This window comes from Haloarcula sp. H-hyl2 (genome assembly GCF_056934385.1).
Window position 1 is genome coordinate 1,348,175 of the sequence record NZ_JBRIIJ010000002.1, and the last position, 13,437, is coordinate 1,361,611.

Below are 13,437 nucleotides of genomic sequence, written 5' to 3' on the forward strand. Positions count from 1 at the left end.
CACACTTCAGCGCGCGGACTTCGGACACAGGACGGTCACCGTCACCGCACCACACGTACACTCGTAGGCCGCCCGGCGACCGCCATCGGTCTCGAAGACCAGTGCCGGCACGTCCAGCGTCCGGTTGCAGGTCTCGTCTTCGCAGGTCGGGTTCGCCGCGTCGTCGAGTTCGTCCAGCATATCTCTCAGTTGGAGGGCTACCGACGTCAATGCGAGCCATCCCCGGAGTGAAAGTGAAACTGAACTCCGGAGAGTATTGAGCTTTATATATTGTTCCGAACCCGTGTCAATCCTTCACGCGCCCGTTAGCGGGTGTGTGAGGCCAAACCACGGTATCATTTGCACCGGAATATTTAAACAACTCCCCCCGGTATGTTCAGGTACCAGAACGCTTCCGCGTTCAGGCAGTATCGCTTTCCGCCCAACATGAGAGGGAACCCTTGTTATTGGCGTCCGCCCCTCACTAGCGGATCGACTGTCTACCCGGAAGCGGTGATGGCATAGAGGTTTCAACAATGGCAGACTCGATAGACGAATCGAAAAACGTCACAGTAACCGAAGAGGATCTTGAAAACAAATCGAAGGGCGAGCTCATCAAACTCGCCGGGCAGCTCCGCGACCGACGGAACGAGCTGAACCAGATGGCCTCCGAGCGGGCCTCCAGCCGCGACGACCTGAACGCGAAGACGCGCGAGAAGGTCGACGAGGCCCAGGAGCACCGCGAGAAGCGCGACGAGCTCAACGAGCAGGTCCAGGAGCACAAGGACCAGCGCAACGAGCTCAACGCGAAGGCCAACGAGCTGTTCGACAAGGTCGACAGTCTCAAGAACGATCTGGAACTCGACGAGGGCAAGTCCGTCGACGAGCTCAAAGACGAGATCGAGGATCTCGAATTCAAGCAACAGACCGAGGTGCTCTCCTCGGAGGACGAGAAAGAGCTCATCGAGAAGATCGAGGAAAAGCGCGAGAAGCTCCAGGAGAAGACGGAGAAACTCGACCAGACTGACGACCTCGAAGATCTCAAAGCGGAGGCCGAAGAGGTCCGATCGGAAGCCTCCAAGCACCACCAGAAGGTCACGGAGCTCGCCGACGAGGCCCAGAAGCACCACAACCAGATGATCGAGGCCTACCGCGAGGCCGACGAGATCCGTGACGAGGCCGACGAGAAGCACGAGGAGTTCGTCGAGGCCCAGGAAGCTGCCGACCAGCACCACGAGGACTTCGTCCGCGTCCAGAAGCGCCTGCGGGAACTGGACAAGAAAGAGGAGAAAGAGGAACGGTCCCAGCGCGAGGAGAAGCAGGAAGCCGCTCGCGAGGAGGCCGAGGAGATCTACCAGAAGTTCAAGGAAGGCGAGACCCTCGACACCGAGGACCTGATGAAGCTGCAGAAGGCCGGCAAGCTGTAATCTGCGAGCGCTCTTCTCTCTCGATTCCGACACCATAGATGCATCTCTCTCCCGTCACACTGCTGGTGTTCGCTACCGGCATCGTCGCGCTCGTTCCGACAGCACTGGGTGGTGTGTTGTTCGGCCTCGCACTGGCCGCGCCACCGGGGCCGATGAACGCCGTCATCGCCGAGGAGAGTGCGGTCCGTGGCTGGCGAGCCGGGTTCACGGCCGGACTCGGCGCGATGACGGCCGACGCGTGTTTCTTCGTTCTCGCCGTGCTGGGCGCTGCGACGGTCGTCACGGACACGCCCGGACTCCGACGACTGATGATCGCCGGCGGGGGCCTCCTGATGGTGTGGTTCGCCTACGGTGCCGTCCGGGAGGCCAACGCCCTCTCGAACGCGGACACCGACGTCGACGAGGAGAGCCAGGGGTTCCGGAAGGCCCTCGTGCTGGCGCTGACCAACCCGTACCAGGTCGCGTTCTGGCTCACCGTCGGTATCGGCCTGCTGGACGACGGCCGTATCGACGTGCTGTCGTACCTCCCGGCGGTCGGGACGGAGCTGTCGGGACTCCTGGTCGTCCAGACGGGCCATCCGGTGTTGCTCGCGGGGCTGTTCGGTGGTATCGTCGTCTGGATAACGGGGTTCCCGGCGGCTATCGTCGCCGCGCGTCGGCGTGTCGAGCGTCTCGCACCGGTCGTCGCGTGGGCGAGCGCGCTCGTGCTCGCGTCGTCTGGAATCCTGTTCCTCTTCCAGGCTCTATGAATCGCCCATTCCGGTGGCGACGTCGTCCAGTGATTCCTCGGCGTCCATCTCTGCGACTTCGAGTTCGAGCCACTCCTGGAACCAGCGGGTCCGCTTGAGCCGTTTGTGGACGATGGTCTCGGCTGTATCGCTCTCGACGCGCTCGCGGGCGTCGTAGCCGCGCTCGATGACGCGGTCGACCATCTCGGCGGCGTCCATGTGGGTCCGTGCCTCGTAGCCCATCCGCAACAGCATCAGGGCCGTCCCGTTGGCACCGACCTTATCCAGGATGTCGGCCTCGATGAGACACTGTGTCTCCAGCGGGAGGTCCGTCAGATCTCCCTGATAGGAGTGGTCCTCGACGGCCGAACACACCTGCTCGACGAACGATTCGGGGTACTCACCGTGGGTGTGGAGGTACTCACGTGCGATACGGGCACCGGCCTCGGCGTGGACGTCCTGTTCGGCCTCTAGCTTCGCGATATCGTGGAAGAGGGCCGCGACGCGCGTGACGTCGACGTTCGCGCCCTCCCGACGAGCGATCTTCGTCGCGAGGTCGACGACGTTGAGGATGTGGTTGAAGCGGTACTCCGCAGAGTGCCAGGGGTACCATCGCATGCGCCCGCCCTCCTCCTCGTTCTCGACGCTGGCAGCCAGGTAGTCGTGGACGAACTCCTGCATCGCTTCGAACTCCTCGTCCGAGACTGGTGACTCCCTAATTTCGACGCCCACAGAACCACCTCCGCCGACAGATTCCGATATTCATCTTATAACTAGGAAGGTACGTTCGACTCTTTAGCGTTACGACAGTCTCCTGTGAGAATACGTGCATAGTCACACCGTCGCTGGGCGGTGTTCGCTATCGGACAGTTTCAGAAAGGGTACCGAACAGCACGATGGTTGAGCGAGCGGCGGTACCCAGCTCGACGAGTCGGACGGACAGGCAGTACTGGCACACCGGAGTCAGGGGGCGTCGGACAGTCAGCAATTCTCCTATCTGTTCACCTCCAGGGACAATCACTGATATTTCGTACACATACAAAAGGCTTTCCCGGCTAATACTCTAAGAATATAATCTATTTGTGGACGTACTAGTGAGTGGGTCTTCTTCTCCTATCGACCGACGACCGGGCTGTACGTTTATACCGGTTCGTGTCGACCACTGACATATGGATATCCGACCAGCAGAACCCGCCGACAGACCGGCGATCAGGGACGTCGCCCGACGGTCGCTCCAGGCGTCGTACTCGCTCGGCCCACAGGCGATCAACAGTGCGATCGAGGAGTGGTACGACGAGGATCGACTCGCCGAGACCCTCGCCGACGACGACCGCCTCTTGCTCGTCGTCCAGCGGGACGAACAGGTCGTGGGGTTCTCCGAGAGCGTCGTTTCGGCCGACAACACCGGCACGCTCCTGTGGCTCCACGTCGACCCGGCGCATCGCGGTGAGGGGCTGGCCTCGGACCTGTTCGATGCGACCCGGACCCACCTCGAAGACCGTGGTGTCTCACACCTCCACGGCCGCGTCCTCGAGGACAACGTCGAGGGCAACACCTTCTACGCGGAGCGGGACTTCGAACAGGTCGGCACCGAACAGGTCGAGATCGACGGCCGGACGTACGTCGAGAACATCTACTCGGAGACCGAACAGTGGGGCCGCGAACCGATCGAGGACGACACCGGGCGGACGGTCTTCGTCGACCACGACAACCACGAGCGGGGATCGATCGCCCCGTTCCACGTGGTCTTCGCCGACGAGGACGGGGAGAACAGATACGGCTACTTCTGTAGCAACTGCAACACGCTGGCGAACGCTATGGACTCGATGGGCCGCATCGAGTGTGACAACTGCGGCAACGTCCGGAAACCGATCCGGTGGGACGCGGCGTACCTCTAGTCTGTCGTATCGTTCCGGCCCGATCGGTTCGGCCGTGACGACCGCTGGCGCGCTGGCCTGAGTACCGTCCAGTAGTACAGACCGAACAGTGCCACCGCGACACCGATACCGAGGAGCACGTCACCGACCAGATAGCCCGTGGTGAGGTGTGCGGGGATCGGCCCGCCGTCGACCACTGTCTGGAGTCCCTCGTGTTGCATATCTAGCGGTCGCTCCCGTTCGAACAAAAAGCCGATGACCCGTTCCCACGCTGTGAAAACAGCGCGGTCGCTCGGTACGGGCGAGGGGGCTACTACATCACCGGGTCCGGACTGTCGTCCCGCTGGCCGCTCACAGCAGTGTATCCGGTTCCCGGACCGGTTCACTCACACTGACTGACTCGGAACTATCGACCGTGATCTGATAGCCCTGGTACGTGAACTGGACGACAGTCTCCGAATCGTTCTCGCGTCCACCATCGGTAAACAGCGATGTCAGTGCGTCCGTATCGATCGCCGAATGCAACGGCGGGTCCAGCGCTACCGGGTCGGCCCCCTCCCGCTCTGCTACCCGCTCGACGATTTCTCGAACCACCGACTCTCCCGAATACATAGGGTAACCATCAGTCTCGTATTACATAAGTCCTCGCTGACATCAATTCTTCACCACCGACGATGGTGAAGCGACTCGCCTCGCTCCCAGGGCCGGCCGAAGCTATTTTAGCCAGCACAGTGAGTTTCTGCTATGTGGTATCGCAGGGGTGGCTCGAACACCGACCCAGAGCGGGAGGGGACGTAGATGGACGATAACCTCGTCGAGACCCTCAGCGAGATCGGACTGACCGAGTACCAGTCCCGGACCTACATCGCCTCGGTGACCCTGGGAACGGCGGAACTCGTCCAGCTCGCCGACCACGCTGACGTCCCGACACAGCGGATCTACGACGTCGTCGACGACCTCCAGCACGCCGGCCTGGTAGAGGTCCACGAGGGCAGTGAGGCCAAGGAGGCCGTCGCCGTCCCACCGGAGAAGGGCCTCGCTGCACTCAAGCGCCAGCGGATGGCGCAGTTCGAATCTACCTTCGAGACGGCCACCGAGCAGCTCACGAAACGATTCGACGAGGTGTCGACCTCCGGCGGATTCGTCACGTTCCTCACACACGAAGCATCGGTCAGGCGACACGTCGTGAGCGCGGTCGAGAGCGCCGACTGGTGGCTCTATCTCTCGATCCCACTCTCCTGGTACCAGGACATCGAGGCCGAGATCGAAGTCGCCCTCGACAGGGGTGTGACAGTCAGACTCCTGCTCCAGTCCAGTGATCGCGCCGCCGTCGAGAACCTCGCCTATCCCGACGGGCTGGTCGTTCGCTACCGGACCATGGCCGACACCATCGTCGCTGCAGACCGCGAGTACGGTGTCTTCCGCGGTATCGGTGTGTCCGTGAACCGCCCGGCGCTGGCAACCAACGACGACAATATCATCGACATGTTCCGGCGGTACAGCCAGCAGTTCTGGCTGGGCTCGACGCCGATTCGGACGGATTTCGACCTCCCGCGGCGGTATCTCACTCCCTGGCAGGCACTTTCTGCGCTATCGGATCGTTTCGACGCCGAGTCGCCTCTCGTCGCGACTATCGAAGGTCACGAGACAGAGACCGGCTACCGCGGTGGGTGGTCCGGGCCGATCGTCGACCATCACGTGGCCCCGAGTGATCTGGAGTCGACGGCGATACTGCCCGACATCGCTCAGTTCACCATCGAAACTTCCGAGGGTGATCTCACCGTCGGTGGCTGGGACGCCACCCTCGAAGACATCGCCGCACACGGGTTCGAGATCGATCGCCGGTCGTAGCCGCGCTCGAACACGGCCGGTTGTTCTTCGGCGCTTGGGCGGATTCGAACCGAAGGAAGACTCACTCGGCTCGCGGTTTCACCGCTCGCCAGCGCGGCGCACGCGCCGCGCATCGTTCGTCTTCCAGGGTTCGAATCCTATGGGGACGACTCTCGCTCACGTTCGTTCGCGAGAAGTAGTCCCGGGCGGATTCGAACCGCCGTCAAGGGCTGTCTTCGACACCCGGCGCGAACCGACTGTCTCCAAAGGCCCTTATGATTGGCCACTACACCACGGGACTGGGCAGCACCAGAACAAACCGCTGGAACGTACTTGAACGCTTCGAGTGTCAGTCGCTGATGACCTCGGCTTCGGTCTCCAGGAGGCCACAGACGTCGTCCTCGGCGTCGAAGCAGTCGGGGCACTGGGGCTCGCGGTCGATGATCGTGTCGAGCCGTTCCGCGACCGTCTCGTCGATGACACCCTCCAGTTGTTTGGCCTCGGTTCGGAACTCCTCGACCTCCAGAACCTCGACGAGGAACCGTTCGATGATACAGTAGTTCTGGAGCGCGTCTCTGGCCTGTTTGATACCGTCGTCGGTCAGATCGACGCCCTTGTACTTCTCGTGTTCGAGCAGGCCACGCTCCTCGAGTTTCCCGATCATCTCGTTGGCACTGGCCGGGCTCACGTCGAGCAGGTCGGCGACGTCGCCCGTCGATGCCGGTCCGTCCGACTGGTCCTGGACCAGATAGATCGCCTTGAGGTACTGCGCTTGTGTGTTCATCCGTGGTCCTCCATGAGTTCGGTCACTTCCTCGACGCCCTCGGCCTCCTCCTCGCGGATGCCACGGAGGACATCGAGGAGTCGCTCGCGCTCGATACTGAACGTCGCGTCGGACGTCTCGATAGCCTCGATGAGGTCGTCGTAGAACTTGTAGGCGGTCTCCTCGTTACAGAGCTGGTCGTAGAGGATGCCGTCGAAGTCTTCGTCGGTCTCGTACTGGGCCTCGACCAGCGTCTCGATCTCGTCGAAGGGGACGGTATCGGCGTCGAGGTCGTCGACCAGTGTCTCCAGGCGCTTGCGGTGGTCCGCTGATTCGGCGGCGGCGTGATCCAGCAGTTCGGCGACGGCCGGGTCCAGCGGGTCGTCGCTCGCCTGAGCGTGCTTCTGGGCACGAGCCTCGACCACTTCCTCGAGGACGACCCCGATCTGGAGGAGCCGGGCGAGCTGGTGGTCCGAAGCGATCGGTGCCTGGAGGCTCACGCTGCCCACCCCGTCCGGTGCTCACGTGCCGAGACAATCATACGAGCAGTTCGGGGAGGCGGCGACTTAAGCGGTTCCCTGTCTCGACACGCCGTGTGTGTCGGTCACACACTTATGAGGGATGCGGCCGAACAGCGGGACATCGCATGGGTTTCAGTCGTGACTGGTTCCGTGATGCGGTCGTCTACGAGATCGACGTCAAGACGTTCAACGACAGCAACGGCGATGGGGTGGGCGATATCCAGGGCATCACCGACCGACTCGACTATCTGGACAGATTGGGTGTCGACTGTCTCTGGCTCCTGCCCGTCCTTCCGAGTCCCTGGCGGGACAACGGCTACGACGTCGCAGAGTACTACGGCATCCATTCGAAACTGGGCTCGCTTGGTGACTTCCGGGACCTACTCGACGCGGCCCACGACCGGGGCATGCGGGTGCTCGTCGACATGGTGTTCAACCACACCTCGACCGACCACGAGTGGTTCCAGCGGGCCCGCGAGGACCCCGACTCGCCGTACCGCGACTACTACCTCTGGACCGACGACCCGGCCGATGCGCCGGACCGAACGAACATCTTCCCCGACGCCGAGGACGACGTCTGGAGCTACGACGAGGAAGCCGAGTCGTACTACTTCCACCAGTTCTACTCGCACCAGCCCGATCTGAACGTCGCGAACCCGGCGGTCCGTGCGGAACTGCGCCAGGTGCTGGCCTTCTGGACGGACCTCGGTGTCGACGGGTTCCGTATCGACGCGGCGACGCCGATGATCTCGCCGAAGGGCGCCGGACCGACCACCATCGACGAGCCACACGAGCTGTTCACCGAGATGAAGACGACGGTCCGCAAACACAGTGACGACGCGATACTGCTGGCCGAGGCCGACGACGAACCCGCGGAACTCCGGAAGTACGTCGGCGACAGTGGCGACGAGTTCGACCTCCTGTTGAGTTTCGTCATGAACGCTCATCTCGTGTACGCGCTGGAGACGGGCGACGCCGGCTACGTCGAACGCGGGTTCGACCTGTTGCCCGACCACGCCGACATCGTCCCGCACGGCCAGTGGGCGAACTTCCTGCGCAACTTCGACGAACTGAACCTCGCTGCCCTCCAGGACGACGAGCTGTTCGAGACGGCGATGGAGCGCATCGGCGACGCCGATTCCCGGATCTTCCACCGTGGCGTCCGCCTGCGGATCGCGGACATCCTCGACGGCGAGACGGACCGGCTGGCCTGTGCCCAGAGCCTCCTGTTCGCGTTGCCCGGCACACCCATCGTCGTCGCTGGCGACGAACTCGGGATGGGGGCGGACCTCTCGCTCCCCGGTCGCGAGGCGGTCCGGACGCCGATGCAGTGGAACGAGTCACCCAACGCTGGGTTCTCGACGGCCGACGCCGACGACCTCTTCCGGCCGGTCGTCGACGACGACCCGTTCGGCTACCACCGGATCAACGCCGACGACCAGTTGACCGACCCGGACTCGCTGTTGAACGTCGTCTCGGACCTCGCGTCGCTCCGGCGCACCTGTCCGGAACTGGGGCGTGGCGAGCACGCTGTCGTCGAGACCGACCCCGAGGGAGTGTTCGCAAACCGGAGCACGCTGGGGACCGCGACACTCGTCACCGTCCACAACATCGGGGAGACCGAGGCAAACGTCGCGATCGACGTCTCGGACCTCCAGGGGGGTGACACCGGAACTATGACCCACCTCTACGGCGATGCTGCGGCCACGCTCGACGACGAGACGCTCCGCGTCCACTGTCCGCCGACCGAGTTCTGCTGGGTACGCCTCGGCGTTCCGCGTCATAGGACCACCTGACGACACTGCAGTCGGTCCCTGGTTTCGTCTCCACCGAGTCGAAACGCTCACTATCCGGGCCACGATGATGTAGGCCAAGAGATGACTGACCCAGGCTGGCACGAGGATGCCGTCATTTACACGCTCGACGTGAAGACGTTCAACGACAGCAACGGCGACGGCTGGGGCGACTTCCGAGGCCTCATCGAGAAGCTGGATTATCTCGACGAGTTGGGTGTCGACTGTCTCTGGCTGCGCCCGTTCTATCCCAGCCCTCTCCGAGACAACGGCTACGACGTCGCCGACTACCGCGACGTCCACGACAAACTGGGCTCGCTCGAAGATTTCCGGGAGTTCACCGACAAGGCCCACGAACGGGACATCAAGGTCCTGACCGACCTCGTGTTCAACCACACCTCTATGGACCACGAGTGGTTCCAGCGGGCCCGCGAGGACCCCGAATCGGAGTACCACGACTACTATCTCTGGACCAGCGACGTCCACGACGCTTACAACACCATCAACATCTTCCCAGAGTACGAGGACGGCGTCTGGAGCTACGACGACGTCGCGGGCAAACACTACTTCCACCAGTTCTACCACCACCAGCCCGACCTCAACGTCTCGAACCCGAAGGTCCGCGACGAGATGCACGACGTCCTGCGGTTCTGGCTCGACCAGGGTGCCGACGGCTTCCGTATCGACGCCGCCCACCCGATGCTCCAGGCGAAGGGCCACAACGCCACGACCGAGGGCGTCTGGATGTTCGAGGAGATGAAAGACATCGTCCGCGCCGAGAAGGACCACGCCATCCTGCTGGCAGAGGCCGACGACCAGCCGGACGAACTCGACTACTACTTCGCGGACGGCAACGCCTTCGACCTGATGTTCAACTTCGTCCTGAACGCCCACATGACCTACGGCCTCGGCGTCAGAGACACCTGGCCGCTCCACCACGCTGACGAGCTTCTCCCGGACATCTCCCACGTGGGACAGTGGGCGAACTTCCTGCGGAACCACGACGAGTGGAACCTGCTGAAGCTCCCGAACGACGCCCTCGAACACGCCCGTGAGCAGTTCGGGCCCGAGGACGGTTCCTCGTGGATCTTCGGACGGGGTCACCGCCTGCGCCTGGCCGATCTGCTGGACGGCGACCACGACCGCATCGCGATGGCCCACAGCCTGCTGTTCTCGTATCCCGGCACGCCTGTCATCCTCTCGGGCGACGAGATCGGCATGGGCTCGGACCTCTGGCTCGAAGAGCGTGAGTCGGTCCGGACGCCGATGCAGTGGGACGACAGCGAGAACGGCGGCTTCTCGACGGCCGACCGGGAGGACTGTTACAACCCGCCGATGGTCGGCAACGACTTCAGCTACGAGCACATCAACGTCGCCGACCAGCGTGGTCAGGAGGGGTCGCTGCTCTCGCGCGTCCAGGACATCGTCCACGCGCGCCAGAAACATCCGATCCTCAGTGACGGCGACTTCCACATGGCCGACACCGGACACAAGGACGTGATGGTCCACCGCGTGGACACGCACGACCACGCGTTCATCTTCGCACACAACTTCGCCGACGACTACCGCGAGTCGGTCCTCCAGTGGGAAGTCCCCGACGCCGACACCTCGAAGGAACTCGGCCCCGGCGGCTACCACGTCGAAGACGGCGGCGTCACGTTCCTGCTGGACCCCCACGACTACGTCTGGCTGCACGGTGACAAGAGCGACTGGGACTGAGAACAGTCCGTCCGTACAGTAGGCAGGGTGCGCCCACTCGTCGGACCAGTTCGTTCTCTCCAGGTAGGATGCGCCCGCTGATGTGGATCTCTCTGGAGAGCGACAGCAGAACGGAAGATGGCCCGTAGAGGACCTATGCGGTCAACCGCTGGACGATGAGGTCGTCCAGATCCTCGCGGAGTTCGTCGACCGCGACCTCGTCGAGGACGGGGACGAAGAAGCCCTCGACGAGCATGTTCTTCGCCGCTTCGGGGTTGACACCGCGGGAGGTCATGTAGAACATGTCCTCGTCGTCGACCTGCCCGACCGTCGCGGAGTGGGAGGCCTCGGTGTCGTGGTTGTTGATGATCAGTTTCGGCGAGGCGTCGGCTTCGGACTCCTCGGAGAGCATGAGCGTGTTCTCACGCTGGTACGAGGAGGTGTCCCAGGCTTCGGTGCCGACGTCCTGGACGCCCTCGTAGACCGAGCGGGCCTCGTCGTCGAGCACGCCGCGGGTAACGAGGTCGGCGACGGTGTGCTCGGCCTCGTGCCAGACCCGCGAGCCGATGTCGAAGTGCTGGTCGTTGTGGCCGAAGAACGCGCCGACGATCTGGGACTCGCTGGAGTCACCCAGGAGCCGCGTCTCGACGCTGGTCTTCGTGAGTCGCGAGCCGATGTTGCCCTCGATCCAGTCGACCGTGCTGTAGGTGTCGGCGTGGCCGCGCTTGACCTGGTAGTTGTAGGTCTCCTCCGAGAGGTTCTGGAGCGCGCCGTACTGGACGTAGGCGTTCTCGCCGGTGACGGCCTCGACGACGCCGGAGTAGTAGCGCTCGCCCTCGACTGAATCACCTGTCGTCTGGCGTTCGAGGATCGTCACTGACGACGAGTCCTCGGCGACGACGAGCGTGTAGTTGAACAGCGACTTGCTGTTCATCGTCGTCCGGATCTTCACGTCCTCGGCGTCGACGCCCTCGGGGACGTAGACGACGGTGCCGGCCGAGAACAGCGCGGTCGACAGCGCGGTCAGATAGTCCCGCTGGGGATCGACGACGCTGCCGAAGTGCTCCTCGATCAGGTCGCCGTGCTCGGCGAGTGCCTCGGACCACGAGAGCACGTCGACGCCCTCGGCGTCGATGCGGTCCTTGTCCTGGGCGTACTCCAGGGGATCGACCAGCGTCTCGTAGTCGAGCGCGTCGAGGTTGGTCCACTGGCGGCCGGGCGTCCGGATGACGTCGGGCATCTCGAGGTCTTCGAGCGCCGCGAACGCCTCCAGTCGCGTCTCCAGCAGCCAGTCGGGCTCGTCGAGATCGGCGGAGATCTGCTCGACCTGCTCCTCTGTCAGTGTCGCGTGTACCTGCGTACTCATTGTTATCCGAGCGAACCCTCCATCTCCAGTTCGATGAGGCGGTTCAGTTCGACGGCGTACTCGATGGGCAGTTCCTCCGTGATCGGCTCGATGAAGCCGGCGACGATCATCTGCTTCGCGTCGTCGTCGTCCAGACCGCGACTCTGGAGGTAGAAGACGTCCTCGTCGCCGATCTTGCCGACGGTCGCCTCGTGGGCGACGTCGACCTTGTTCTCCTGGATCTCCATGTACGGCATGGTGTCGGAGGTCGACTCGTTGTCGAACATCAGCGCGTCACACTCGACGGAGGTCGAGGCGTCCTCGGCGCCGTCGGCGATGTGGACCAGGCCGCGGTAGTTCGTGCGGCCGCCGTCCTTGCTGATGGATTTGGACTCGATGGTCGACTTCGTGTCCGGCGCGTTGTGGTAGACCTTCGCGCCGGTGTCGATGTCCTGGCCCTCGCCCGCGAAGGCGATGGTGATGTGGTTGTCCGTCGCGCCTGGTCCCTTGAGGACCGTCGACGGGTAGAGCATGGTGGCCTTCGAGCCCATCGAGCCCGAGACCCACTCCATCGTGCCGTCGGCCTCGCAGATGGCGCGCTTGGTGTTGAGGTTGTACGTGTTCTTCGACCAGTTCTGGACCGTCGAGTACTGGACGTGGGCGTTCTCGCCGACGAAGACCTCGACGCCACCGCTGTGGAGGTTGAACGCCGAGTACTTCGGAGCGGAACAGCCCTCGATGTAGTGGACCTCGGAGTTGTCCTCGGCGATGATGAGCGTGTGCTCGAACTGGCCCATCCCTTCCGAGTTCATCCGGAAGTACGCTTGGACGGGCATCTCGACGGTGGTGTCCTCCGGGATGTAGACGAACGACCCGCCGGACCAGACCGCGCCGTGGAGCGCGGCGAACTTGTTGTCGCTCGGGGGGACACATTTCGTCATGAAGTGCTCTTTGACGAGCTCTTCGTGCTCCTGGACGGCCTTGTCCATGTCACAGAAGATGACGCCTTTCTCCTCCCAGCGCTCCTGCATGTTCTGGTAGACGATTTCGGACTCGTACTGGGCGCCCACGCCCGAGAGGGCGTTCTTCTCGGCTTCCGGGATGCCCAGTTTGTCGAAGGTGTCCTGGATCTCCTCGGGGAGGTCCTCCCAGGACTCGGCGCCGCCGCGTGTCTCGATGTCCGGGCGGATGTACGGGACGATGTGGTCGATGTCGACCTCCGAGAGGTCCGGCGCGCCCGGCCAGCCCGTCGGCATCGGCATCTCCTGGAACTGCTCCAGGGCACGCAGGCGCCGCTGGAGCATCCACTCGGGTTCGTCCTTGTCTTCCGAGATGACCCGGACGGTCTCCTCGGTGAGCCCCTTCTCGGTCTCGAAGGCGGCCTTCTCCTCCTTCTTGAACTCGAAACGGGCCTCGGTGTCGGTCTCTTTGAGATGGTCTTGATCTGAACTCATGGTTTGATTGGAATATGTGGTG

The 13,437-nt window shown here is 63.2% G+C and carries 14 protein-coding genes and 1 tRNA gene; 6 read left to right on the forward strand and 9 right to left on the reverse strand.

All coding sequences use genetic code 11. From position 1 onward, the window contains the following. Positions 1 to 6 precede the first annotated feature (6 nt). Positions 7 to 180 (reverse strand): hypothetical protein, encoded by a 174-nt coding sequence (locus Hhyl2_RS16790; RefSeq protein WP_483551909.1) that lies wholly within the window; start codon positions 178 to 180, stop codon positions 7 to 9. Positions 181 to 515: 335 nt separating this feature from the next. Here Hhyl2_RS16790 and Hhyl2_RS16795 point away from each other — a divergent pair, with 335 nt between their 5' ends. Next, complete coding sequence (locus tag Hhyl2_RS16795; protein WP_483551910.1) at positions 516 to 1,406, forward strand: coiled-coil protein; 891 nt, start codon at positions 516 to 518, stop codon at positions 1,404 to 1,406. Positions 1,407 to 1,444: 38 nt separating this feature from the next. Continuing rightward, positions 1,445 to 2,155: a LysE family translocator gene (locus Hhyl2_RS16800; RefSeq protein WP_483551911.1), complete on the forward strand. Its 711-nt coding sequence runs from the start codon at positions 1,445 to 1,447 to the stop codon at positions 2,153 to 2,155. On the opposite strand, the gene Hhyl2_RS16805 is transcribed toward Hhyl2_RS16800, so the two are convergent. Next, the gene (locus Hhyl2_RS16805; RefSeq protein ID WP_483551912.1) at positions 2,150 to 2,866 is read right to left on the reverse strand and encodes an HD domain-containing protein; all 717 of its coding nucleotides are present in this window, start codon (positions 2,864 to 2,866) and stop codon (positions 2,150 to 2,152) included. The two genes, Hhyl2_RS16800 and Hhyl2_RS16805, sit on opposite strands and share 6 nt — an antisense overlap. A gap of 437 nt (positions 2,867 to 3,303) precedes the next feature. Here Hhyl2_RS16805 and Hhyl2_RS16810 point away from each other — a divergent pair, with 437 nt between their 5' ends. Beyond that, complete coding sequence (locus tag Hhyl2_RS16810) at positions 3,304 to 4,032, forward strand: GNAT family N-acetyltransferase (protein WP_483551913.1); 729 nt, start codon at positions 3,304 to 3,306, stop codon at positions 4,030 to 4,032. Here Hhyl2_RS16810 and Hhyl2_RS16815 read toward each other — a convergent pair. Further along, entirely contained in the window at positions 4,029 to 4,232 is a 204-nt protein-coding gene (locus Hhyl2_RS16815; protein ID WP_483551914.1) for a hypothetical protein, read from the reverse strand. The genes Hhyl2_RS16810 and Hhyl2_RS16815 overlap by 4 nt on opposite strands. Before the next feature lie 130 nt (positions 4,233 to 4,362). Further along, positions 4,363 to 4,623, reverse strand: a complete 261-nt coding sequence (locus Hhyl2_RS16820; protein WP_483551915.1) for a HalOD1 output domain-containing protein — start codon at positions 4,621 to 4,623, stop codon at positions 4,363 to 4,365. 186 nt (positions 4,624 to 4,809) lie between these two features. Here Hhyl2_RS16820 and Hhyl2_RS16825 point away from each other — a divergent pair, with 186 nt between their 5' ends. Then, positions 4,810 to 5,862, forward strand: a complete 1,053-nt coding sequence (locus tag Hhyl2_RS16825) for a TrmB family transcriptional regulator (RefSeq protein ID WP_483551916.1) — start codon at positions 4,810 to 4,812, stop codon at positions 5,860 to 5,862. 176 nt (positions 5,863 to 6,038) lie between these two features. On the opposite strand, the gene Hhyl2_RS16830 is transcribed toward Hhyl2_RS16825, so the two are convergent. The 3 genes from Hhyl2_RS16830 to Hhyl2_RS16840 form a co-directional block, all read right to left on the reverse strand. Further along, positions 6,039 to 6,142, reverse strand: a tRNA-Gln gene (locus Hhyl2_RS16830). Positions 6,143 to 6,190: 48 nt separating this feature from the next. Beyond that, complete coding sequence (locus Hhyl2_RS16835; protein WP_483551917.1) at positions 6,191 to 6,625, reverse strand: metal-dependent transcriptional regulator; 435 nt, start codon at positions 6,623 to 6,625, stop codon at positions 6,191 to 6,193. Beyond that, positions 6,622 to 7,104 (reverse strand): ferritin-like domain-containing protein, encoded by a 483-nt coding sequence (locus tag Hhyl2_RS16840; protein WP_483551918.1) that lies wholly within the window; start codon positions 7,102 to 7,104, stop codon positions 6,622 to 6,624. Before Hhyl2_RS16840 ends, Hhyl2_RS16835 begins: the two co-directional genes overlap by 4 nt. A gap of 146 nt (positions 7,105 to 7,250) precedes the next feature. On the opposite strand from Hhyl2_RS16840, the gene Hhyl2_RS16845 reads away from it, so the two are divergent. Further along, complete coding sequence (locus Hhyl2_RS16845; protein WP_483551919.1) at positions 7,251 to 8,921, forward strand: alpha-amylase family protein; 1,671 nt, start codon at positions 7,251 to 7,253, stop codon at positions 8,919 to 8,921. A gap of 81 nt (positions 8,922 to 9,002) precedes the next feature. After that, positions 9,003 to 10,637: an alpha-amylase family protein gene (locus Hhyl2_RS16850; protein WP_483551920.1), complete on the forward strand. Its 1,635-nt coding sequence runs from the start codon at positions 9,003 to 9,005 to the stop codon at positions 10,635 to 10,637. 133 nt (positions 10,638 to 10,770) lie between these two features. On the opposite strand, the gene sufD is transcribed toward Hhyl2_RS16850, so the two are convergent. After that, positions 10,771 to 11,982: a Fe-S cluster assembly protein SufD gene (gene sufD / locus Hhyl2_RS16855; RefSeq protein WP_483551921.1), complete on the reverse strand. Its 1,212-nt coding sequence runs from the start codon at positions 11,980 to 11,982 to the stop codon at positions 10,771 to 10,773. A gap of 2 nt (positions 11,983 to 11,984) precedes the next feature. Beyond that, positions 11,985 to 13,415: a Fe-S cluster assembly protein SufB gene (gene sufB / locus Hhyl2_RS16860; protein WP_483551922.1), complete on the reverse strand. Its 1,431-nt coding sequence runs from the start codon at positions 13,413 to 13,415 to the stop codon at positions 11,985 to 11,987. Positions 13,416 to 13,437: the final 22 nt, after the last annotated feature.